Annotated in this window: 19 protein-coding genes; 12 read left to right on the top strand and 7 right to left on the bottom strand. The window is 68.5% G+C overall.

Annotated features, from left to right (window positions below; genetic code table 11):
* Window positions 1–223 precede the first annotated feature (223 nt).
* From PARN5_RS0108870 to gltB, 6 genes are all read left to right on the top strand, one after another.
* The gene (locus PARN5_RS0108870) at window positions 224–1,813 is read left to right on the top strand and encodes a GMC family oxidoreductase (protein WP_017999423.1); all 1,590 of its coding nucleotides are present in this window, start codon (window positions 224–226) and stop codon (window positions 1,811–1,813) included.
* Between the two features lie 37 nt (window positions 1,814–1,850).
* Complete coding sequence (locus PARN5_RS0108865) at window positions 1,851–2,843, top strand: complex I NDUFA9 subunit family protein (protein ID WP_017999422.1); 993 nt, start codon at window positions 1,851–1,853, stop codon at window positions 2,841–2,843.
* Window positions 2,840–3,646, top strand: coding sequence for an undecaprenyl-diphosphate phosphatase (locus tag PARN5_RS0108860; RefSeq protein WP_026155296.1), 807 nt, complete (start codon window positions 2,840–2,842; stop codon window positions 3,644–3,646). Before PARN5_RS0108865 ends, PARN5_RS0108860 begins: the two co-directional genes overlap by 4 nt.
* Before the next feature lie 150 nt (window positions 3,647–3,796).
* Window positions 3,797–5,281 (top strand): NAD(P)-dependent oxidoreductase, encoded by a 1,485-nt coding sequence (locus PARN5_RS0108855; protein WP_017999420.1) that lies wholly within the window; start codon window positions 3,797–3,799, stop codon window positions 5,279–5,281.
* Between the two features lie 110 nt (window positions 5,282–5,391).
* The gene (locus PARN5_RS21850) at window positions 5,392–6,090 is read left to right on the top strand and encodes a hypothetical protein (RefSeq protein WP_017999419.1); all 699 of its coding nucleotides are present in this window, start codon (window positions 5,392–5,394) and stop codon (window positions 6,088–6,090) included.
* A 14-nt stretch (window positions 6,091–6,104) separates the two neighbouring features.
* On the top strand, window positions 6,105–10,637 hold the full coding sequence (gene gltB, locus PARN5_RS0108845) for a glutamate synthase large subunit (protein ID WP_017999418.1): 4,533 nt from the start codon (window positions 6,105–6,107) through the stop codon (window positions 10,635–10,637).
* A 173-nt stretch (window positions 10,638–10,810) separates the two neighbouring features.
* Here gltB and PARN5_RS0108835 read toward each other — a convergent pair whose 3' ends face one another.
* Window positions 10,811–11,041, bottom strand: a complete 231-nt coding sequence (locus PARN5_RS0108835) for a hypothetical protein (protein WP_017999417.1) — start codon at window positions 11,039–11,041, stop codon at window positions 10,811–10,813.
* 3 nt (window positions 11,042–11,044) lie between these two features.
* Here PARN5_RS0108835 and PARN5_RS0108830 point away from each other — a divergent pair, with 3 nt between their 5' ends.
* Complete coding sequence (locus tag PARN5_RS0108830) at window positions 11,045–11,401, top strand: hypothetical protein (RefSeq protein WP_017999416.1); 357 nt, start codon at window positions 11,045–11,047, stop codon at window positions 11,399–11,401.
* 233 nt (window positions 11,402–11,634) lie between these two features.
* Entirely contained in the window at window positions 11,635–12,534 is a 900-nt protein-coding gene (locus PARN5_RS0108825) for a cation diffusion facilitator family transporter (RefSeq protein WP_017999415.1), read from the top strand.
* Here the strand turns inward: PARN5_RS0108825 and ugpC are convergent.
* The 5 genes from ugpC to PARN5_RS0108800 all read right to left on the bottom strand — a co-directional run bounded on the left by ugpC (window position 12,531) and on the right by PARN5_RS0108800 (window position 17,673).
* Window positions 12,531–13,523, bottom strand: a complete 993-nt coding sequence (gene ugpC / locus PARN5_RS0108820; protein WP_017999414.1) for a sn-glycerol-3-phosphate ABC transporter ATP-binding protein UgpC — start codon at window positions 13,521–13,523, stop codon at window positions 12,531–12,533. The genes PARN5_RS0108825 and ugpC overlap by 4 nt on opposite strands.
* A gap of 25 nt (window positions 13,524–13,548) precedes the next feature.
* Window positions 13,549–14,388: a carbohydrate ABC transporter permease gene (locus PARN5_RS0108815; RefSeq protein WP_017999413.1), complete on the bottom strand. Its 840-nt coding sequence runs from the start codon at window positions 14,386–14,388 to the stop codon at window positions 13,549–13,551.
* A 10-nt stretch (window positions 14,389–14,398) separates the two neighbouring features.
* The gene (locus PARN5_RS0108810) at window positions 14,399–15,316 is read right to left on the bottom strand and encodes a sugar ABC transporter permease (protein WP_017999412.1); all 918 of its coding nucleotides are present in this window, start codon (window positions 15,314–15,316) and stop codon (window positions 14,399–14,401) included.
* Between the two features lie 153 nt (window positions 15,317–15,469).
* On the bottom strand, window positions 15,470–16,744 hold the full coding sequence (locus PARN5_RS0108805) for an ABC transporter substrate-binding protein (RefSeq protein ID WP_017999411.1): 1,275 nt from the start codon (window positions 16,742–16,744) through the stop codon (window positions 15,470–15,472).
* Window positions 16,741–17,673 (bottom strand): N-acetylmuramic acid 6-phosphate etherase, encoded by a 933-nt coding sequence (locus PARN5_RS0108800; RefSeq protein WP_017999410.1) that lies wholly within the window; start codon window positions 17,671–17,673, stop codon window positions 16,741–16,743. Before PARN5_RS0108800 ends, PARN5_RS0108805 begins: the two co-directional genes overlap by 4 nt.
* A gap of 153 nt (window positions 17,674–17,826) precedes the next feature.
* On the opposite strand from PARN5_RS0108800, the gene PARN5_RS0108795 reads away from it, so the two are divergent.
* From PARN5_RS0108795 to nagA, 4 genes are read left to right on the top strand one after another with little or no spacing between them, the layout of a single operon-like run.
* On the top strand, window positions 17,827–18,660 hold the full coding sequence (locus tag PARN5_RS0108795; protein ID WP_017999409.1) for a BadF/BadG/BcrA/BcrD ATPase family protein: 834 nt from the start codon (window positions 17,827–17,829) through the stop codon (window positions 18,658–18,660).
* Window positions 18,660–19,430 carry a GntR family transcriptional regulator gene (locus PARN5_RS0108790; RefSeq protein WP_017999408.1) on the top strand — a complete coding sequence of 257 codons (771 nt, stop codon included), beginning with the start codon at window positions 18,660–18,662 and terminating at the stop codon, window positions 19,428–19,430. The genes PARN5_RS0108795 and PARN5_RS0108790 overlap by 1 nt, the downstream gene beginning before the upstream one ends.
* Window positions 19,427–20,452 carry an SIS domain-containing protein gene (locus PARN5_RS0108785; RefSeq protein WP_017999407.1) on the top strand — a complete coding sequence of 342 codons (1,026 nt, stop codon included), beginning with the start codon at window positions 19,427–19,429 and terminating at the stop codon, window positions 20,450–20,452. Before PARN5_RS0108790 ends, PARN5_RS0108785 begins: the two co-directional genes overlap by 4 nt.
* Window positions 20,449–21,561, top strand: a complete 1,113-nt coding sequence (gene nagA / locus PARN5_RS0108780) for an N-acetylglucosamine-6-phosphate deacetylase (RefSeq protein ID WP_017999406.1) — start codon at window positions 20,449–20,451, stop codon at window positions 21,559–21,561. Before PARN5_RS0108785 ends, nagA begins: the two co-directional genes overlap by 4 nt.
* On the opposite strand, the gene PARN5_RS0108775 is transcribed toward nagA, so the two are convergent.
* Window positions 21,558–21,947, bottom strand: a complete 390-nt coding sequence (locus tag PARN5_RS0108775; protein ID WP_017999405.1) for a VOC family protein — start codon at window positions 21,945–21,947, stop codon at window positions 21,558–21,560. The two genes, nagA and PARN5_RS0108775, sit on opposite strands and share 4 nt — an antisense overlap.
* Window positions 21,948–21,987: the final 40 nt, after the last annotated feature.

The raw sequence follows: 21,987 nt of genomic DNA, 5'->3' as shown, positions 1-21,987 counted from the left end.
GGCCAGCCGCGGGGGGTGTCAACGGGGGTTCGGAGAAAATCTTCGCGCCGCGCAAATCTTTTTTCACCCGCTCGGACAGGCGCCGCATCCGGGCCTTGCCGGGCCGGCCGCGCACCCTGTTCGGGCCTGTCCATTCGGCCAGCTTGCTGGGCAAATCCCGGCGGGATTAGAAGGGCTTCACGACTCGTATAATGTTGCCTGTGCCCCAGTCGAACGGACCATCATGGATGACCTCATAAGCCGCGAATGGGATGCCATCGTGATCGGCACCGGCGTGGGCGGCGGCACGGCCGGACGGCGCCTGGCCGAACAGGGGCTTTCCGTGCTCTACCTGGAAAAGGGCCCCGACCTGGGCGACGCCGCCCTGCCCGCCCTGGGGATCGAGACCCGCGACCCCGACGAACGGCTCGCCAACGGCGCCTGGCCCCGGCTGCTCGAGGCGGAGCTCGATGGCGCCTGGTGCGAGCTCGACGGCATGATCGGCGCCGGCGTCGGCGGCACCTCGGCCTATTACGCCGCGACCCTGGAACGGCCCGAGCGGCACGACCTGGACGACAGCGACGGCCATCCGCATCCCACCGGCGGCTGGCCCGTCGGCTATGACGAGATGCGGCCCTGGTTCGAACTGGCCGAGCGCTATTTCCACATCAACGGCGAGGTCGATCCGCTGGCCCCGAACGGTGCCGCGCTACTGGCGCCGGTGCTGCCGCTGCCGGCCTCGGATGCGGCGCTGATGCAGGATCTGCGCCGCGCCGGCATGCACCCCTATCGCACCCATATGGCGGCGCGCTTCCTGCCCGGCTGCGAGAACTGCTTCGGCCGGCGCTGCGCGCGGCGCTGCAAGATGGACGGCCGCACGGCCGGCGTGCTGCCGGCGCTGGAGACCGGGCGCGCCGCGCTGATCGACCGCTGCACCGTCACCCGGATCGAGGCCGATGCCGGCCGGGTCCAGGCCCTGACCTGCCAGCACCAAGGCCGGGAATTCACCCTGCGCGCCCGGCGCTACGTGCTGGCGGCGGGCGGGCTGGCCTCGCCGGCGCTGCTGCTCAACTCGGCGGCCGAGGCCTGGCCCGAGGGGCTTGGCAACCGCAGCGGGCTGGTCGGGCGCAACCTGATGTTCCACCTGTCCGAGATCATCGCGATCTGGGCCGGGCGCGGCCGGGACGAGGCGACGCGCTCGATCAGCCTGCGCGACCTGTATTTCATGGAGGGCCAGCGCTTCGGCACCGTGCAATCCATGGGGCTGAGCGCCGGTTTCGGCGAGATCCTGCATGCGCTGCATGGCCGCTTCGACCAGTCGCCGCTGCGCCGGCTGCGGGTGCTGCGCCACGGGCTGCGCATCCCGGCCACCATCGCCGCGCGGATGCTGGGCAATGCCAAGCTATTCGTCGGCGTGCTGGAGGATCTGCCCTATGCCGGGAACCGGGTGCTGCCCGATGCGGCCGATCCCGACCGGCTGCGCTTTCACTACGACATCTCGGACGAGCTGCGCGGCCGCCGCGCCGCCTTCCGCAAGGCGATGCGCCAGGCCTTCCGGCCGCATCGCGCCATGTTCATGGGCGCGGCGCCGCAGCTGAACTTCGCCCATCCCTGCGGCACGCTGCGCTTCGGCGACGACCCCGGCACCAGCGTCCTGGACCGCGACTGCCGGCTGCACGGGGTGGAAAACCTTTACGTGGCCGACAGTTCCTTCATGCCGACCTCGAACGGCGTCAATCCCAGCCTGACCATCGCCGCCAATGCGCTGCGGGTGGCGGATGCGGTCGCGGACGGGCTGCGGCCACGGCTTGCCGCTGGCGGCGGGCTTGGGTAATGAACGGACAAGCACGCCACGCATAGGAGCGAGAGCCATGTCCGCAACCAAGCTTGTCACCATCTATGGCGGGTCTGGCTTCCTGGGCCGGCAGATCGCCCGGGTCATGGCCCAGCAGGGCTGGCGCATCCGCGTCGCCGTGCGCCGCCCGAACCAGGCCGGCATCGTGCGCACCTATGGCGCCCCCGGCCAGGTCGAGCCGGTGCCCTGCAACGTCCGCGACGACCTGTCGGTTGCCGCCTGCATGACCGATGCCGATGCGGTCATCAACTGCGTCGGCATCCTGGTGCGCGAGGGCAAGAACACCTTCGACGCCATCCATGAAGAGGCCGCCGGCCGCATCGCCCGCATCGCCGCCCAGCAGGGCGTGAAGCATCTCGTGCATGTCTCGGCCCTGGGCGCCGACCCGGAGTCCTCCAGCCTCTATGCCGCCTCGAAGGGCCGGGGCGAGGCTGCCGTTCTGGCGCAGCGGCCGGATGCGGTGATCCTGCGGCCCTCGATCATCTTCGGCTCGGACGACAATTTCTACAACCGCATCGCGGCGATGACCCGGCTGGGGCCGTTCCTGCTGGTCCCGGGCGCGCGGACCGAGGTGCAGCCGGTCTATGTCATGGACGTGGCGCGGGCCGCGGCCCTGGCGGCCTCGGGCTTGGCGGCGCCGGGGATCTATGAGCTGGGCGGGCCGGACGTGCTGACCATGCGCGACGTGGCGCGCCAAGTGCTGACCGCCACCGGCCGGCGCCGCGCCATCATCGGCCTGCCGCATGTGCTGGCCGGCGTCATGGGCAGCGTGCTGGACGCGGGCCAGGTGGTGACGGGCGGGCTTTTGACCAACCGCATCCTGACCAGGGACCAGGCCCGCACGCTGCGGCTGCCGAACCGGGTCGCCGAGGGCACCAAGACCCTCGCCGACCTGGGCATCGAGCCGACCGCCGCCCCCGCCGTCATCGCCGAATACCTGTGGCGCTTCCGCCCCGCGGGGCAATATGACGCCATCACCGCGACCGCGAAGAACCTCCGCGACAACTGATGGATCACAACACGCTTGTCGCCGCCGCCCTTGGTCTGCTGGAGGGGCTGACCGAGTTCATCCCGGTTTCCTCGACAGGCCATGTCCTGCTGGCCGGGCATTTCCTGGGCTTCGACTCACCGGGCCGCGCCTTCGAGGTGCTGATCCAGCTGGGCGCGATCCTGGCGATCCTGGGGGTCTATGCCGGCAAGCTGTGGCGGATCTTTTCCAGCGCGCCGCATGATCCCAAGGCGCGCCGCTTCATCCTGGCGGTCCTGCTGGCCTTCCTGCCCGCCGTGGTGATCGGTGTGCTGGCGCACAAGGTCATCAAGGAGATCCTGTTCGAAACCCCGCTGCTGATCGCCAGCATGCTGATCCTGGGCGGGGTGGTGCTGCTGTTCGTGGACCGCATGGCGACCCGGCCGCGCTATCACGCGGCCGAGGATTTCCCGCTGCCGATGGCGGTGAAGATCGGTTTCATCCAGTGCCTGGCGATGATTCCCGGCGTCTCGCGTTCCGGGGCGACCATCGTCGGTGCCCTGCTTTTGGGCGCCGACAAGCGTTCTGCCGCGGAATTCAGCTTTTTCCTGTCCATGCCCACGATGCTGGGCGCCTTTGTCTATGACCTCTACAAGAACCGCGACATCCTGGACGCGGCGGCGGCGGGCAATATCGTCGTCGGCTTCGTCTGCGCCTTCCTGGCGGCCGTGGTCGTGGTGCGCGGGCTGCTGAATTACGTCTCGGCGCATGGCTATGCGTTCTTCGCCTGGTGGCGAATCGTGGTCGGCGCCTTGGTTCTGCTGGCTTTGCAGGCAGGTTGGTAAGATGCGCTGACCTATTTTTCGCACTCGCAGCAAGAAAATCTGCCGACGGGTGCCAGAAATCGTTAATTAGGTCAGCTTAGCTGACTTTTAATCGGCTGCGGCCTGTTTTATCAGGCTCTCATACTCCTCGCGATCGAAGGACGCGCAGCCATGGCCACGCAAAAGATGCTCAAATTCGTCACCATCGGGCGCGAGATGCCCGAAAAGCGTGACGCGGCGACCCGCTCGGAAGACTTCCACGAGATCTATCGCGAGTTTGCCGACGCCAAGGCCAAGGAACAGGCCAGCCGCTGCAGCCAATGCGGCGTGCCCTATTGCCAGAGCCATTGCCCGCTTCATAACAACATCCCGGACTGGTTGCGCCTGACCGCCGAGGGCCGCACGCAAGAGGCCTATTTCCGCAGCCAGGAAACCAACACATTCCCCGAGATCTGCGGCCGCATCTGCCCGCAGGACCGGCTGTGCGAAGGCAATTGCGTCATCGAGCAATCCGGCCACGGCACCGTCACCATCGGCGCCATCGAGAAATACATCACCGACACCGCCTGGGAGATGGGCTGGGTCCAGCCCGCCGCCCCGGTGGTGGAACGCCCTGAATCCATTGGCATCATCGGCGCCGGCCCGGGCGGGCTGGCCGCCGCCGACCGGCTGCGCCGCATGGGCTATCAGGTCACGGTCTATGACCGCCACGACCGCGCCGGCGGGCTGCTGATCTATGGCATCCCCGGCTTCAAGCTGGAGAAATCCGTGGTCGAGCGCCGCAACCAGCTGCTGCGCGACGGCGGCGTGGAATTCGTGCTGAACGCCAATGTCGGCGAGGACATCAGCTTCGACGCCATCCGCGGCAAGCATGACGCGGTGCTGATCGCGACCGGCGTCTACAAGACCCGCGACCTGGACATCGACAATGCCGAGGCCAGGGGCGTGGTGCGGGCGCTGGACTATCTGACCGCCTCGAACCGGGTCGATCTGGGCGACGAGATCCCCGACTACGAGGATGGCGAGCTGAATGCCCGCGGCAAGCGCGTCGTGGTGATCGGCGGCGGCGACACCGCCATGGACTGCGTGCGCACCGCCATCCGCCAGGGCGCGCAATCGGTCAAGTGCCTGTATCGCCGCGACCGCGCCAACATGCCGGGCAGCCAGCGCGAAGTGCAGAACGCCGAGGAAGAAGGCGTTGAATTCGTGTGGCTTTCCGCCCCCGGCTCGTTCAGCGGCCATGTCACCGGCGAGGCGATGGTCGCGCAAGAGGTCGATGTGGACGGGCTGCCCGCCATCGCCTCGGTCCGGGTGCAGCGGATGCGGCTGGGCGCGCCGGACGTCAGCGGCCGGCAGTCGCCGGAGCTGATCGAGGGCGCCGATTACGACGAGCCGGCCGACCTGGTGATCAAGGCGCTGGGTTTCGAGCCCGAGGAGCTGCCGCGGCTCTGGGGCGTCGAGGGGCTGGAGGTGACGCGCTGGGGCACGATCAAGGCCGATTACCAGACGCATCAGACCAGCCTGCCCGGCGTCTTTGCCGTGGGCGACATCGTGCGTGGCGCCAGCCTGGTGGTCTGGGCGATCCGCGACGGCCGCGAGGCCGCCGACAGCATCGCCGGCTTCCTGGCCGGCAGCGCCCGCGTCGCCGCCGAATAGGGGGTGTGACCATGATGCACGGGACGTACACGGACCGTACACCGCGCGTACACAGGCTGCGCGCGTTGCCCGTTGCGCGGGCCGGGCGGCTTGCGGCGGGAACGGCAGGCTTGCTGACCCTTTTCGCCCTGCCCGCAGCGGCGGCGAACTTCACCCCGCCGGAAGGTTGCCGGCTGGAGATCACGGTGCAGAACCGCGGCTGTTCGGTGTCGCAGCATTACCGCTGTTCGGGCGATGCGCCGGGCGACCAGTGGGTGACCTATTTCACCCGCGAGGGCGCCACCTACCAGTCGCGCATCGACAAGGAAACGCGCTGGATGGAAAGCACCGACCTGCGCAGCGGCCTGGTCGACGTGCTGGAGGAGGGCGCGGCGGACGACGCCTCATTCAGCACGCTGGCGGCGACCGGCAAGGACGATTTCGACTTCTGGACCCGCTCGAACAATGGCGAGCGGCTGCATCACGTCGGCGAGGACCGGCTGACCGGCGAGACGGTGCAGATCGATGGCGTGCCCCTGGAGGTGACGCAGTTCGAGCTGACCACCTATAGCGAAACGGGCGACGTGCTGATTACCCGCAAGGGCCAGCAGTTCATCAGCCGCGCCCAGGGCCGGTTCTATGGCGGGGTCGAGACCTCGGAGGACTGGACCGGCGCGCGCCAGGAAACCAACGACAGCCCGGTGACCTTCGCCTTTCCGGGACAACCCGGCTTTGGCGCGACCACGCCGGAATATGATTGCGACCTGCAGATGGTGAACGGCCGCGATGCCGACGCCGTGAGGCAGCTTTTGAAAGGGGCACGGACGTGAAGGACTGTGAAAACATGAGCTGGGAACAGCAGGAACAGGCCCGCCGCGACTGGATGGACCAACATTCGCTGTATCGCGCCGAGGACGAGCATTCCTCTTGCGGCGTCGGCCTGGTGGTGAACCTGGACGGCAAGGCCAGCCGCAAGGTGGTCGATGCCGGCATCAACGCGCTGAAGGCGATCTGGCACCGCGGCGCGGTCGATGCCGACGGCAAGACCGGCGACGGCGCCGGCATCCATGTGCAGATCCCGGTGCCGTTCTTCTATGACCAGGTGCGGCGCACCGGCCACGAGCCGGATCAGTCGAAGCTGATCGCGGTCGGCCAGTGCTTCCTGCCGCGCACGAATTTCGCCCAGCAGGAGCTTTGCCGGACCATCGTCGAATCCGAAGTGCTGCGCATGGGCCATTACATCTATGGCTGGCGGCATGTGCCGGTGAACACCGCGGTCTTGGGCGAAAAGGCCAATGCCACCCGCCCCGAGATCGAGCAGATCCTGATCCGCTGCGAAAAGGACATCGACCAGGAGCAGTTCGAGCGCGAGCTGTACATCATCCGCCGCCGCATCGAGAAGGCCGCCATCGCCGCGCAGATCGGCGGACTGTATCTGTGCACGCTGTCCTGCCGGTCGATCATCTACAAGGGCATGATGCTGGCCGAGCAGGTGGCCGAGTTCTATCCCGACCTGAAGGACGAGCGGTTCGAATCGGCCTTCGCCATCTATCACCAGCGCTATTCCACCAACACCTTCCCGCAATGGTGGCTGGCGCAACCCTTCCGCATGCTGGCCCATAACGGCGAGATCAACACGCTGAAGGGCAATTCGAACTGGATGCGCAGCCACGAGATCCGCATGGCCAGCCGCGCCTTCGGCGAGATGGCCGAGGATATCAAGCCGATCATCCCGGGCGGCTCGTCCGACTCGGCGGCGCTGGACGCGGTGTTCGAGGTCATGGTGCGTTCGGGCCGCTCGGCGCCGATGACCAAGACCATGCTGGTGCCGGAAGCCTGGTCCAAGGCCACCACCGACATGCCGCAGGCCTGGGCCGATATGTATGCCTATTGCAACTCGGTCATGGAGCCCTGGGACGGGCCGGCGGCGCTGGCGATGACCGACGGGCGCTGGGTCTGCGGCGGCCTGGACCGCAACGGGCTGCGGCCGCTGCGCTATGTCATCACCGGCGACGGGCTGCTGATCGCGGGGTCCGAGGCCGGCATGGTCCCGGTCGCCGAGGCCACGGTGCGCGAGAAGGGCGCGCTGGGTCCGGGCCAGATGATCGCCGTCGACATGGCCGAGGGCAAGCTCTACCACGACCGCGAGATCAAGGACTACCTGGCCTCGGCCCAGCCCTTCGGCGAGTGGATCGAGAAGGTGGTGCAGCTTTCGGAGGTGATGCGCGACCTGCCCGAGGAGCTGGTCTTTACCGGCGAGGAACTGCGCCGCCGCCAGATCGCCGCCGGCTATACGGTCGAGGAAATCGAATCGATGCTGGCGCCCATGGCCGAGGACGGCAAGGAGGCGCTGGCCTCGATGGGCGACGACACGCCGCCGGCGGTGCTGTCGGGCCAGTATCGGCCGCTGTCGCATTTCTTCCGGCAGAACTTCAGCCAGGTGACCAACCCGCCCATCGACAGCCTGCGCGAGACGCGGGTGATGAGCCTCAAGACCCGTTTCGGCAACCTCAAGAACGTGCTGGACGAATCCAGCGCGCAGACCGAGATCCTGCTGCTGGAAAGCCCCTTCGTCGCCAATGGCGAATTCGCCGAGATGATGAAGCTGTTCGGCGATGCGGTGACGCAGATCGACTGCACCTTCGCCGATGGCGCCGGCCCCGAGGCCATGGCCGAGGCCCTGGCCCGCATCCGCGCCGAGGCCGAGGATGCCGTGCGCTCGGGCGCCGGCCATCTGGTGCTGTCGGACGAGAAGATCGGTCCGAACCGCATCGGCCTGCCGATGATCCTGGCGACCAGCGCGGTGCACAGCTGGCTGACCCGCAAGGGGCTGCGGACCTTTTGCTCGGTCAACGTGCGCTCGGCGGAATGTATCGACCCGCATTATTTCGCGGTGCTGATCGGCTGCGGCGCGACCACGGTGAACCCCTATCTGGCGCAGGACACCATCGCCGAGCGGATCGAGCGCGGGCTGCTCTCGGGCTCGCTGATCGAGAACATGCGCAACTATCGCGACGCCATCGACGCCGGCCTGCTGAAGATCATGGCGAAGATGGGGATCTCGGTGCTCAGCTCCTATCGCGGGGGCTTGAACTTCGAGGCGGTGGGGCTGTCGCGCGCCATGGTGGCGGAATATTTCCCCGGCATGCAGTCGCGGATTTCCGGCATCGGTCTGCACGGCTTGCAGGCGAAGCTGGAGGACATCCACGCCAGGGGCTTCCATTCCGACACCACCGAGCTGCTGCCGGTCGGCGGCTTCTACAAGGCGCGGCGGTCAGGCGAAAAGCACGCCTGGGAAGCCAACACCATGAAGCTGTTGCAGATCGCCTGCGAAAAGGCGTCCTATGACGTGTGGAAGCAGTTCACCGCCACCATGCGGGCGAATCCGCCGATCCACCTGCGCGACCTTCTGGACATCAAGCCGCTGGGCAAGCCGGTGCCGCTGGAGGAGGTCGAAAGCATCACCTCGATCCGCAAGCGCTTCGTGACGCCGGGCATGTCGCTGGGCGCGCTGTCGCCCGAGGCGCATATGACGCTGAACATCGCCATGAACCGCATCGGCGCCAAGTCCGACTCGGGCGAGGGCGGCGAGGATCCGGCGCACAGCCACCCGCTGCCGAATGGCGACAACCCTTGCGCCAAGATCAAGCAGGTCGCCTCGGGCCGCTTCGGCGTCACCGCCGAATACCTGAACGCCTGCGAGGAACTGGAGATCAAGGTCGCGCAGGGCGCCAAGCCCGGCGAGGGCGGCCAGCTTCCGGGCATGAAGGTCACCGACCTGATCGCGCGGCTGCGGCATTCGACCAAGGGCGTGACGCTGATCTCGCCCCCGCCGCACCACGACATCTATTCGATCGAGGACCTGGCGCAGCTGATCTATGACCTGAAGCAGATCAACCCGCGCGCCAAGATCACCGTGAAGCTGGTGGCCTCCAGCGGCGTCGGCACCATCGCGGCGGGCGTGGCCAAGGCCAAGGCCGACGTGATCCTGATCTCGGGGCACAACGGCGGCACCGGGGCGTCGCCGGCGACCTCGATCAAGTTCGCCGGCCTGCCCTGGGAGATGGGGCTGACTGAGGCGCATCAGGTGCTGGCGATGAACCGGCTGCGCGACCGGGTGACGCTGCGCACCGACGGGGGCTTGCGCACCGGCCGCGACATCGTCATGGCGGCGATGATGGGGGCCGAGGAATACGGCGTCGGCACCGCGGCGCTGATCGCCATGGGCTGCATCATGGTGCGGCAATGCCAGTCGAACACCTGCCCGGTCGGCGTCTGCACCCAGGATGAAAAGCTGCGGGCGATGTTCACCGGCTCGGCCGACAAGGTGGTGAACCTGATCACCTTCTATGCGACCGAGGTGCGCGAGATCCTGGCGAGCATCGGCGCGCGCTCGCTCGACGAGATCATCGGCCGCGCCGACCTGCTGACCCAGGTCAGCCGGGGCGACAAGTCGCTGGACGATCTGGACCTGAACCCGCTGCTGATCACCGTCGATGGCAGCGAGAAGATCGTCTACGACCGCACCAAGCCGCGCAACGCCGTGCCGGACACGCTGGATGCCGAGATCATCCGCGACGCCAGCCGCTTCTTCTCGGACGGCGAGAAGATGCAGTTGAGCTATGCGGTCCGGAACACGCTGCGCACCATCGGCACGCGGACCAGTTCGATGATCGTGCAGACCTTCGGCATGCGCAACAACCTGCAGCCCGACCACCTGACCGTGCGGCTGACCGGCAGCGCGGGCCAGTCGCTGGGCGCCTTTGCCGCGCCGGGGCTGAAGATCGAGGTCTCGGGCGACGCCAACGACTATGTCGGCAAGGGGCTGTCGGGCGGCACCATCACCGTGCGCCCGCCGATGTCGAGCCCGCTGGTCGCAGCCGAGAACACCATCATCGGCAATACCGTGCTTTACGGCGCCACCGACGGCTACCTGTTCGCGGCCGGCCGCGCGGGCGAGCGTTTCGCGGTCCGGAACTCGGGCGCCAAGGTGGTGATCGAGGGCTGCGGCAGCAACGGCTGCGAATACATGACCGGCGGCGTCGCGGTGATCCTGGGCCGGATCGGTGCCAATTTCGGCGCCGGCATGACCGGGGGCATGGCCTATCTCTATGACCCCGAGGGGCTGGCGCGCGACTATGTCAATGCCGAGACGCTGATCCTGTGCCCGGTGACGCAAGCGCATTGGGAAGCCGAGCTGAAGGGCCTGATCGAGCGTCATGCGCGCGAGACCCGCTCGCGCCGGGCCGAGGACATCCTGCAGAACTGGGAGGAAGAAAAGCTGAACTTCCTGCAGGTCTGCCCGCGCGAGATGCTGCCGCATCTGACGCATCCCATCGCGGATGTCGAAGACCTGGCGGCGGTGCCGGCCGAGTAAGCGCGCCGGATCGAATGCGAACGGGGGCCCTTGCGGCCCCCGTTTCCTTGTGGCGGGCCCGAGCCCGATGACCCGCATCAGCGCCCCGCTGCTGGCGCCGGCCCTGCTGGGCTGGGATGCAGTCCACCGGCCGCCCTGCGCCGAGTAGAAGGCGCTGGTCGGCGGAATGGCGATCATGGCGCGGCTGGCGCGGGTCGCCCGCGGCGGCGCGACAGCTTGGCCAGATCCAGCGGCTCAACCTCGCGCGGGATCACGCCCATCCAGGTGCCGCGCCCGATGACGACGATGCGCATCCCCGGCGCCATTTTCGCGCGCAGTTCTTCGGGATAGCCGCAGAGCTTCTCGCCCCCCAGGAGCAGGATGGGATTGCTGCATTTGCGTTCGTAGCGCGGCAGGGCGTCCACGACATGCAGGTTGCCGACCTGTTGTCCGAAGGCCAGCGCGGCAATGCCGGGAATGGTCCGGTTGACCAGCAGCCCCCCGTCACGGCGCCCAGCAGCAGCCCGACCATGCAGGCCGCGATCCGCCTGGGCAAGGACAGATCCGGGGCGGGAAGCAGAAAGACCATCACGCCCCACAGGGCGGCAAAGCCAAGGCTCGCGGCCGCGCCGATGTGGAGTGTCCGCACGAACCAGGCCGGGGATGTCACCACGGGCACAAAGCCCGAGACGACGGCCATCACCAATGCCAGCAGCAGAAAGAGCACAAGCAGGCTCAATGCCTTTCCGGGTCTTGCAGGCGACTCGGCCATGGTTCTTCCGTGATGATCCGGGCGCGGCGCCGACGGGGCCAACCTAGCCAAAGGAGGCGCCAAGGCAAGCGTGGCCGGGACGGGCGAAATTCCTGTCGCCCCCGTTTGGGCGCCAAGAATAAGATTAATAAGAACAATTAGTTACACTTGCGTCTCATTCTCATGGCGGGCCCGATACAGGGTTTGACATGCGGCCTTGGCTGGCTAAAAGCCCCCCGAAGCGCCGATTCGGAAAGGACGCCCGCCATGTCAGCCCGCCTCTCGCCCACCGAGCGCATCGCGCTGGGCAGCATTCTCGTCGGCGTCCTGGTGCTGGGGCTCAAGGCGCTGGCCTGGTGGCTGACCGGCTCGGTCGCGCTGTTGTCGGACGCGCTGGAAAGCACGGTGAACGTGGCGACGGCGGTGGCGGCGCTGATCGCCATCCGCATCGCGCAGAAGCCCGCCGACAAGGACCACCCCTATGGCCATCACAAGGCCGAGTTCTTCAGCGCCGTGCTGGAGGGGGCGATGATCATCACCGCCGCCCTGCTGATCCTGCGCGAGGCCTGGCACGGCATCCAGAACCCGCGCCTGCTGGACGCGCCCGCCCTGGGGCTGGCAATCAACATGGCCGCCTCGATGGTCAATGCCTGGTGGTGCTGGGTGCTGATCTCGCGCGGGCGCAAGCTGCGCTCGCCGGCGCTGGAGGCGGACGGGCATCACCTGCTGACCGACGTGATCTCTTCGGCCGGCGTGGTGGTCGGGGTGGCGGCGGCGGTGGCGACCGGCTGGGCGGTGCTCGACCCAGGCCTGGCGGCGCTGGTGGCGCTGAACATCCTGTGGTCGGGCTGGAAGGTCATGGGCCGCTCGCTCTCGGGGCTGATGGACGAGGCGGTGTCCGAAGAGACGCTGGCCGCGATCCGCGCCACCATCTCGGACGCGGCGATCGGCGCGATCGAGGCGCATGACCTGCGCACCCGCCACGCCGGGCCGCGCACCTTCATCGACTTCCACCTGGTCGTCGACGGCCAGACCACGGTCGATGCCGCCCATGCGATCTGCGACCGCATCGAGCAGGCGCTGAAGGCCAGGCTGCCGGATGCGATGATCACCATCCACGTCGAGCCGCCGCACAAGGCCAAGCATTCCGGCGTGCTGGTGATCTAGCGCAGCCGCTGGCCCGCCGCGTCGAAGTGAAAGGCGCGGTCCGGATCGAAATCCAACCCCAGCGCCTCGTCCACGGCAAAGTCGCGCTCGCCGAACAGGCGCAGGGTCAAGAGGCCGTGGTCCTCGGCCTGGACATAGGCCAGGGTCTCGCCGCCCAGCTTCTCGACATGGCTGACGCGGCCCTGGATGCGGCTGCCGCCGGGCAGCAGGTGCTCGGGGCGGATGCCCAGCGTGTCGGAATTGAGGCCCAGCCGCGCGCCCTTCAGGAAGTTCATCTGCGGGCTGCCGATGAAGCCGGCGACGAAGGTATTGTCGGGGTCGTTATACAGATCCATCGGCCGGCCGACCTGCTCGACCCGGCCGGCGCGCAAGACGACGATCTTGTCGGCCAGGGTCATCGCCTCGACCTGGTCATGGGTGACATAGATCATCGTCGCGCCCAGCTCGCGGTGCAGCCGGGCGATCTCGATCCGGGTCTGCACCCGCAGCGCGGCATCGAGGTTCGAGAGCGGCTCGTCGAACAGGAACAGCTTCGGGCGCCGCACGATGGCACGGCCGATGGCGACGCGCTGGCGCTGGCCGCCCGAAAGCTCGGCCGGGCGCCGCGTCATCAGCGCGTCCAGCGCCAGCATGGCGGCGGCGCGGTCGGTGGCCTGGGCGATCTCGGCCCGGGGCGTGCCGGCCTGTTTCAGCGCAAGCCCCATGTTGTCGCGCACGGTCATGTGCGGGTAAAGCGCATAGCTCTGGAACACCATGGCGATCTCGCGCCTGGCGGGGGCCAGGTCGTTGATGCGGGCGCCGTCGATGGCGATCTCGCCCGCGCTGACATCCTCGAGCCCGGCGATCATGCGCAGCAGCGTGGACTTGCCGCAGCCCGAGGGGCCGACGAAGACGCAGAATTCGCCATCGGCGACCTCCAGGTCGACGCCCTTGATGACATCGGTGGCGCCGAAGGACTTGGTGACTTGGGTAAGGGTCAGGGCTCCCATCGGGATCTCCTTGCTGCAAGACGGATCATTTCACGGCGCCGGCGGTGATGCCGCGGATCAGCTGGCGCGAGAACACCAGGTAGAGCACCAGCACCGGCAGGATGGCGAGGCTCAGCGCCGCCAGCACCGCGTTCCAGTTGGTGACGAACTGGCCGATGAAGACCTGGCTGCCCAGGGTGATGGTCTTGGTCGCCTCGCTGGGGGCCAGGATCAGCGGGAACCACAGGTCGTTCCAGATCGGGATCATGGTGAAGACGGCGACGGTGGCCATGGCCGGCCGCACCAGCGGCAGCACCAGCCGGAAGAAGATGGTATATTCCGACAACCCGTCGATGCGCCCGGCGTTCTTCAGGTCGTCGGAAACCCCGCGCATGAACTCGGACAGGATGAACACCGCCAGCGGCAGCCCTTGCGCGGTATAGACCAGCACCAGCGCCACCAGCGTGTTCACCAGCCCCGAGGCGACCATCAGCTGCAGGATGGCGACGGTGCCCAGCCGGATCGGGATCATGATCCCCAAGGCCAGGTAAAGCCCCATCAGCATGTTGCCGCGAAAGCGGTATTCCGACAGCGCGAAGGCCGCCATGGCGCCGAACAGCAGCACGAAGAACAGGCTCGCCACGGTGACGATCAGCGAGTTCTGGAAATAGAGCAGGAAATCCCCCTGCGCCAGCACGGTGCGATAGCCGACCAGGTCGAAGCTGTCGCCCGTGGGCAGGGCCAGCGGACCCTGAAAGATCGCCCGGCGGTTCTTGAAGCTGTTGACCACGATCACGAAGACCGGAAACAGCGCGATCAGCGTATAGGCCAGCAGCACGGCATGGGCGGCGATGCTGCGGGCGGTGGAATGGCGCGCGTCACTCATGATCGTCCCCTCAGAACTGATAGCGGCGCATGCGGCGCTGGATGGCGAAGAGATAGAAGCAGACGCCCAGCAGGATGATGGCGAACATGGCGGTGGCGATGGTCGCGCCCATATGCGGATCGCCGATCTGCAACTGGAAGCCGAAGAAGGTCCGATAAAGGAACGTCCCCAGGATGTCGGTCGAGAAATTCGGCCCCGCCAGCGCGCCCTGCGTGACGTAGATCAGGTCGAAGGCGTTGAAATTGCCGACGAAGGTCAGGATCGAGATGATGCCGATCGAGGGCAGGATCAGCGGCAGCTTGATCTTCCAGAACTGCGCCCAGCCGGTGACGCCGTCGATCTCGGCCGCCTCGATCACCTCGTCGGGGATCGTCAGCAGCGCGGCATAGATCAGCATCATCGGAATGCCGACGAACTGCCAGACCGAGATCAGCGCCAGCGTGGTCAGCGCCGTGCCCTCGCGCCCCAGCCAGGGCGCGAACAGCGCCTTCAGCCCGACGGCGTCCAGCATCCCCGGCGCGATGCCCCAGATCGGCGACAGGATCAGCTTCCAGACGAAGCCGACGATGACGAAACTCAGGATGGTCGGGATGAAGATCGCCGTGCGATAAAACGCCGCCCCGCGCAGCCGCGGCGAGGACAGCAAGGCCGCCAGCGCCACGCCGACCGGGTTCTGCACCAGCATATGCACCAGGAAGAACCAGGCATTGTTGCCCAGCGCGTTCCAGAAGCTCGCCGACCAGCGCGGATCGCCCAGCAGGGTGGCGAAGTTCTGCAACCCGACAAAGACCCGCTGCCCGTCCGCGACATTGAACAGCGACAGGTTCAGCGTCCCGAACAGCGGCACGATCATGATGGCGGTATAGACCAGCACCGCGGGCGCAAGAAACACCGCGATATGCCAGCGGAATGCGCGCCGCTGTGCCATGGCACCCTCCTCTTCTCCGTTTGAAAAATACCCTCGGGGGGTGCGGGGGGCGGAAAGCCCCCCGCCGTCGCCGGGCCGAAAGGCCCGGCAAACCTCTCGCGTCGGGCCGCCAGGCCCGGCCACAATCCCCGGGTCGTCAGGCCCGGCGGCAGGTCATTTTTGCTGCGGCGCGTACCAGCTCGCCAGGCCCTGCTGCAGCCGCTCGGCGGCGGCCTCCGGCGTCTCGCTGCCGTTGATGACATTGGCCGAGGCGGTCCAGGTCTCGTTTTCCAGGTTCGGCGTGCCGCGCGACAGGATCTGGTAGGTCGAGCGGATGGTCGGCTCGCAGCTCTCGCGCCAGGAGACGAATTCCTTGGCCAGCGGATCGGCCATCTCGACCGGCGCCGCATTCAGCGAGAAGAAGCCCGGCAGCGCATTGGCGTAAAGCGTGGCGAATTCCGACGAGGCGACCCATTCCAGGAATTTCTTCGCCTCGTCCGGGTGCTTCGTCGCCGCGTTCATGCCCAGCGCGATGTCGGTATGGTCGCTGATATAGCATGTGTCGCCCTCGGCCGGGACCGGGGGCGGAAAGGCGCCCATCTCGAAGGCGCCGCCGATCTGCGGGCCGAAGACGCCGATCTCCCAGGACCCGGCCGGATAGATCGCGGCGCGGCCCAGGGTGAACAGGTTCTGGCTGTCGGGATAGGTCTGCGCCTCGAACCCGTCGCCCAGGTAGTCCTTCCATTTCGCCAGTTGGCGGAAGGGCGCGACCCAAGCCTCATCGGTCAGGCTCGAGGTGCCGGCGATCAGCGCCTTGCGGCCCTCCTCGCCCTTCCAGTAGTTCGGGCCGATGTTCTGATAGCCCATGGTGGCGGCTTCCCACTGGTCGGTGGTGCCCATCGCCATGGGGATATAGGTGCCGTCGGCCTTGATCTTCTCCAGCACGGCAAAGAACTCGGCCTCGGTCCTGGGCGGGGTCAGGCCCAGTTCCTCGAAGGCGGTCTTGTTGTAGATGAAGCCGTGGATCACCGAGGCCATCGGCACGCAGAAGGTCTTGGCCGCGTCATCGGTCTGCCAGGCCGATTTCGCCACGTCCGAGAAATTCGCCATGCCGGCCAGCCCGCTCAGATCGGCCAGCTTGCCCTTGTTGAACAGTTCCAGCGAGGCATCGAAGGGCCGGCAGGTGATCAGGTCGCCCGCCGAGCCGGCATCCAGCTTGGAATTCAGCACCGCATTGTATTCGGCCGGCGCCGAGGGCGCGAAATCGATCTTGATGCCGGGATTGGCGGCCTCGAAGGCGGGGATGATCTTTTCCTGCCAGATCGACAGGTCGTCGTTGCGCCAGCTTTCGACGGTCAGCGTCACATCCTGGGCCCAGGCGGTGCCGCCCAGCAGCGTGCTGGCCAGCAGCGCGCCTTTCAGGACGGTGGGGCGGATGGTCTTGGTCATGGTCTCTCTCCCGTGTTGGGGGTCTCGTCTGTCGCGGACCCGTCTTGCCATCGGATCAGCGGCGCCAGGTGGCCGCCGTTCTGGCGCAGCGCCGCCTCGGCCGCCGCGGGCGTCATGCCCCGGGCGACCAGGATCGCGGGCTTCACCGCGCCCGCGGTCGCGTCGAGCGCCGCCTCGGCCTCGTCCCGGCCGACCCGGGCCAGTGCCGCGACGATGCGGGCGGCGCGGTCGACCAGCTTGATGTTGTCGGCCACGACATTGACCATATAGCCGTCATGGACATGGCCCAGCCGGATGCCGACAAGCGAGGACAGCATGTTCAGCGCCACCTTCTGCGCCGTCGCCGCCCCCATCCGGGTCGAGCCCGAGACCACCTCGGCCCCGGTCGCGATCAGCACCGGGATATCCGCCAGCTCCAGCAGCGCCGAGCCCGGCACATTGGCAAGGCCCGCGACCGTCACCCCGCGTTCGCGCGCGGCCCGCGCGATACTCAGCGCATAGGGCGTCCGCCCCGAGGCCGAGAGGCACAGCAGCGTGTCCCCCGCCCCCAGCCCGGCGCGATCCAGATCGGCCAGCGCCAGCGCGGGATCGTCCTCGACGCTGCCCTTCATGTGCAAGAGCGCCGCGGCGCCGCCGGCGAACAGCATCGGCGTGCGCTCGGGCGCGATGCCGAAGGTGCCGGCCAGTTCCAGGCAATCGGCCAGCGCCATCAGCCCGGACGAGCCCGCACCGGCATAGCCGAGCCTGCCGCCCGCAGCCAGCGAAGCCGCCGCCGCATCGGCGGCGCGCGCCAGGGCCGGGATCGCGTCCCGCACCGCCTGCACCGCACCGGCCTGCGCATCCAGGAGCAGCGCCAGCGCCTCGGCCGCCGGCCGGGCGTGCAGTCCTGCGGATGATGGATGCCGTGCCTCGGTCGCCGATGCGGCCATGTGATTCCCCCTGTTCGCTCAATAATGCCAAAACAATACCAATTGTAAACCCCCTTGCTGGATCCAGCGATAAAAGCGCATTTTTACAGGGATTTTCAGTTTCCTCTTCCCATCTGGTATTGTTTTGGTATGGTGCAGCCAAAGGGAGTCGCCATGACGTATTTTCTGGGCATAGACGGGGGAGGCACCGGCTGCCGCGCCGCCATCGCGGATGCCTCGGGCCGGATCATCGGCCAGGGTGCCGGCGGCCCCGCCAATATCTCGATCGAGACCGAGGGCGCCTGCGCCAATATCCTGGCCGCCACCCGCGCCGCGCTGGATCAGGCCGGCCAGGGCCACCTGGACCAGCTGACGGCGGTGCTGGGCCTGGCCGGGGCCAATGTCACCGCCTCGGCCCGGCGCTTGCAGGCGATGCTGCCGTTCCGCCGCACGCGAATCGTCACCGATGCGGTGACGGCGGCGGTGGGGGCGCTGGGGACGGCCGACGGCATCGTCGCGGCGATGGGCACCGGCTCGGTCTTCGCGGTGCAGGCCGGCGGCACGATGCGGCAATATGGCGGGCGCGGCTTCCTTCTGGGCGACGAGGGCAGCGGCGCGGTGCTGGGCCGGGCGCTGCTGGCCGAGGCGCTGCGGGCCGAGGACGGATTCGCGCCGATGACGCCGCTGTTGCAGGCGGTGCTGGATGAGCTGGGCGGCATCGAGGGCGTGATCTCCTTCGGCCTGCGCGCCCGGCCGGCGGAATTCGGCTGTTTCGCGCCCCGCATCGTCGCCGGCACCGACCCGGCGGCCGAGCGCATCATGACCGCCGCCGTGGCCGAGATCGGCAGCATGATCGACAGGCTGCAGGCCGGGCGCGGGTTGCCGGTGGTGTTTCTGGGCGGGCTGGGCGCGCATTACGCCCGGCGGCTCTCCGGGCGCTGGCCGATGCGGGCGCCGCTGGGCTCGGGGCTGGACGGGGCGCTGCTGCTGGCCCGGCAGGAGGCGTGATGGGCGAGATCTTCAACGCCAGCGCCTTTGAGGAGACCGGCAGCGGCCCGCTTTACCTGCAATTGCAGCGGCTGATCGCCGATGCCATCGCCCAGGGCCGGTTGCAGCCCGGCGACAGCCTGCCGCCGGAACGCGAACTGGCGGCGATGACCGGCCTGTCGCGCGTCACCGTCAGGAAGGGCGTGGCGGAACTCGTCGCCTCGGGGCAGCTGGTGCAGAAACGCGGCTCGGGCACCTTCGTCGCGCCCAGGGTCGAGAAGCTGGAACAGGCGCTGTCGCTTCTGACCTCGTTCACCGAGGACATGGCCCGGCGCGGCCGCAGCGTCGAAAGCCGCTGGATCGCGCGCGGCCTGCACGCCCCCGCCCCCGAAGAGGTGATGGCGCTGGGGCTGGGCGTCGGCGAGAAGGTCGCGCGGCTGGAACGGGTGCGCAGCTCGGACGGGGTGCCGCTGGCCATCGAGCGCGCCTCGCTGCCGCAGGCGATCCTGCCCGACCCGGCGGGCGTCGATGCCTCGCTTTACGCGGTGCTGGAAGCGCGCGGCATGCGGCCGGTGCGGGCGGTGCAGCGCATCTCGGCCGCGAACCTGGGCGCCAAGGACGCGGAACTGCTGGGCGTGGTGCCCGGCGTCGCCGGGCTGCGCATCGAGCGCATCTCTTACCTGCCTTCGGGCCAGGTCGTCGAATTCACCCGATCGCTGTATCGCGGCGACGCCTATGATTTCGCCGTGGAACTCAAGCTAGCCCCCGAGGGCGAAAGGAGCTCAGGATGAGCCAGACCCACATGGCCCGCGAAGTGGCCGAGATCCCGGAAGCCGCCGCGCGCTTCCTGTCGCTGTCGCGCGACGCGGTGCTGGAGGCGGCCGATGCCGTGCGCCGCCGCGACCCCGACCTGGTCGTCACCGTCGCGCGCGGCTCCTCGGACCATGCCGCGACCTATATCAAATATGCGGTGGAGCTGCTGGCCGGGATCCCGGTCGCCTCGGTCGGACCCTCGATCGCCTCGATCTATCGCCGGCCGCTGCGGCTGGGGGGGACGGCCTGCCTGGGCATCTCGCAATCCGGCCGCAGCCCGGACGGGGTCGAGATGATGCGCAGCGCGGCGATGAGCGGGGCGCTGACCATCGCCGTGACCAATGATCCCGAAAGCCCGATGGCGCGGTCGTCGGTGCATTGCCTGCCCTTGCAGGCCGGCGAGGAAAGAAGCGTGGCCGCGACCAAGACCTTTGTCTGCTCGGTGCTGGCCTTGCTGTCGCTGCTGGCGGAATCGCGCGAGGACAACGCGCTGCGTGACGCCGTCGCCGCCCTGCCCGAGGCGCTGGGTCAGGCGGTGGCGCTGGACTGGTCGCCGATGTCGGCGCGGCTGGCGCGGGCCAGTTCCGCCTTCGTGCTGGGCCGCGGCCCGGGCTTTGCCATCGCCTGCGAGGCGGCGCTGAAGTTCAAGGAGACCTGCGGCATCCATGCCGAGGCCTATTCCGCCGCCGAGGTGCTGCACGGCCCGGCCGCCATCGTGCAGGCGAATTTCCCGGTCTTCGTGCTGGGGATGCCGGACGCCGCCCTGCCGCATGTGGTCTCGACCGCCGAGCGGCTGGTGGCGCAGGGCGCCGATGTCTTCATCACCGGCGCCGAGGTCGAGGGCGCCGTGACCCTGCCCCTGGTCGAGGGCCTGCATCCGCTGGTGGCGCCGCTGGTCGCCATCGCGGGCTTTTACGCCTTCATCGAGGAACTGGCGCGGCGGCGCGGCTTCGACCCCGACACGCCGCCGCATCTGCGCAAGGTGACGGAGACGGTATGATGCAGGTCCTGACCGGCGCGCGCATCTTCGACGGCGCCCGCTTCCTCGACGGCCATGCGCTGGTGATCGAGAATGGCGTGATCGCCGCGATCCTGCCCGAAGCCGAGGCGCCGGCGCAGGGCCGTCGCGCGGTGGCGGGCATCCTGGCCCCGGGTTTCCTGGACCTGCAGGTGAACGGCGGCGGCGGGGTGATGGTCGATGGCGCGACCGACCTGGCCGCGCTGAAGCATATCTGCGCCGCGCATCGCGGCCTGGGCACGGCGGGAATCCTGCCGACGCTGATCACCGACACGGCGCAGGCGACGGCGCAGGTCATCGCCGCCGGCATCGCCGCGACTGCGCAGGTGCCGGGCTTCCTGGGCCTGCATCTGGAAGGGCCGCATCTGGACCCGCGCCGCAAGGGCGCGCATGATCCGGGCCTGATCCGGCCGATGGATCAGGACGACCTGGCGCGGCTCTGCGAGGCGGCGCGCCGGCTGCCGGCGCTGATGGTGACGCTGGCGCCCGAGGCGGCGACGCCGCAGCAGATCGCGGCGCTGGCCGGCGCCGGCGCCGTGGTCAGCCTGGGCCACAGCGATTGCACCTATGACGAGGCGCAGGCGGCGCTGGCCGCAGGCGCGCGCTGCGTCACGCATCTGTTCAACGCCATGAGCCAGATCGGCCATCGTGCGCCCGGCCTGGCCGGGGCGGTGCTGTCGGGCGACGCCGGCGCCGGGCTGATCGCCGACGGCATCCATGTGCATCCGGCGGTGATGCGGCTGGCGCTGGCCGCGCGGCCCGCGGGCATCTTCCTGGTCAGCGATTGCATGGCCTTTGCCGGCACCGCGCTGACCGAGATGGAACTGGGCGGGCGGCAGGTGCTGCGCCGCGACGGGCGGCTGACGCTGGCCGACGGCACGCTGGCCGGCGCCGACCTGACCCTGCCGCAGGCCGTGGCCAAGCTGGTGCATGCGGTCGGCATCGCGCCGGAACGGGCGCTGGCCATGGCCACCTCGGTTCCGGCGGCGCTGATCGGCTTGCAGGACAGCCATGGCGCGCTGGCGCCGGGCCGGCGGGCCGAGATCGTGCTGCTGGACCGGGATTTCGCGCTGCGGGAAAGCTGGCTCTAGCCGGTCTCGTAAAGCTCCAGCGGCAGGCCGTCGGGATCCTTGAAGAAGGTGAAGCGGCGGCCGGTGTATTCATCGACCCGGACCGGCTCGACCGCGACGCCCTGCGCCTGAAGGTGCCGCAGGGCCGCATCCATGTCGGCGGTGGCGAAGGCCAGGTGGCGCAGCCCCCGCGCCTCGGGCGCCGAGGGGCGCGGCGGCGGCGCGGGAAAGGAAAACAGCTCGATCCGGCTGCCATCCGGCAGCGCCAGGTCCAGCTTCCAGGATTGCCGCGCGGCGCGGTGGTTTTCCGCCAGCACGGCAAGCCCCAGCACCCGCGTGTAGAAATCGCGCGAGACGGCATAATCCGAACAGATGATCGCCGCGTGATGGATGCCCGAAAGGATCATGCGCCGGATGCTAGCAGCCCGCGGGCGCGCCGGGCAATCA

It is taken from the genome of Paracoccus sp. N5 (assembly GCF_000371965.1).
Lineage (GTDB): Bacteria > Pseudomonadota > Alphaproteobacteria > Rhodobacterales > Rhodobacteraceae > Paracoccus.
The sequence above is the reverse complement of the archived record's forward strand: the minus strand, read 5'-3'. Positions and strand labels throughout refer to the sequence as shown.